Annotated in this window: 1 protein-coding gene; it reads left to right on the top strand. The window is 32.3% G+C overall.

Annotated features, from left to right (window positions below; all coding sequences use genetic code 11):
* Positions 1-716: hypothetical protein (locus ABHN01_RS25820; protein WP_429877916.1), on the top strand; the 716-nt coding region annotated here is incomplete at its 5' end.
* Positions 717-1,037 lie beyond the last annotated feature (321 nt).

Raw genomic sequence — 1,037 nt, 5'->3', positions numbered from 1 at the left:
GAGTTATACATATTGGATATGGTGAAGGTGCAGTTTATATAGGGTGGAAACATAATTCGGAAAAGGAAAAAGATAGCTATGATATGAAAGTTGATTTTAACCCTTCTAAATTTGAAAATAACGAGTTGCAAAAAGATAGTTATGAAAAAGTGTTTGAAACCGTTTTTCATACGTTAAATGCAGTTTTGAAGTCTAATAAGCGAGTGGTTTATGGTATGGATATTGCTTTTGATATAGAGCGTCATATGAGTGATATTGTGTCTTATAGTAAAACAGGAAAGCAACAGGATAGACATAAAGGAACTGTTTATTATGGAAATAGAAATAAAGATGGATATTTGAAGATATATGATAAGAAAAAGGAGTTATATAATCATTTTAAAAGAATGATAGAAGAAGAGAATTTGACTCGTATTGAGTATAGTTGGAGAGACTCTGACGGTGTAGTGGTAGACGAAATAAGGAAGAGTCCTCCGTTTAGTATTGATGAATCTTATACATTCTCGATTTTTAATTTGAATAATGTTAAAGGGGCATTAAAAGCTTGTTTGATTTGTTATTCTAATGGAACTATGGATATGAAAGAGTTCCCTCGTAGAACTAAAGAGAGTATAAAAAAAGCCCTTGAAGAAATGGATCACTTGGCGGTGGACCCCATTCTACAGGACTGTTGGTTATCTATATTAGAAAATATTAAGAACTATACTCGTTTATGATATTAGCGTGTGCTTCTCTGTGTGTCAAGAGGGTGTCAATATGATGCTCTCTTTTTGTTTTTCTTAACTTGTTTATATTAATAGCGGATAGAGTCCCACTTTTACATTGTTCTGGTGTATCTTAGTGTTGATATTGTGTTTAAACTGATGTTATATTTATGTCGTACGATATACAAGAGGTGATTAGATGAGTGAAATGGTTCGTGTTAATACTCGTATTTGTAAAGAAGTTAAATGGTTGGTTGGACGAGTATAGCAAAGAAAGTGGTGTACCGAAAAGCACTTTAGTTTATTTGGCTTTAGAGAATTATGTGAATCAAA

This window comes from Fictibacillus sp. NRS-1165, assembly GCF_050468105.1.
Taxonomy (GTDB): Bacteria; Bacillota; Bacilli; order Bacillales; family Fictibacillaceae; genus Fictibacillus_C; species Fictibacillus_C terrinigri.
The sequence above is the reverse complement of the archived record's forward strand: the minus strand, read 5'-3'. Positions and strand labels throughout refer to the sequence as shown.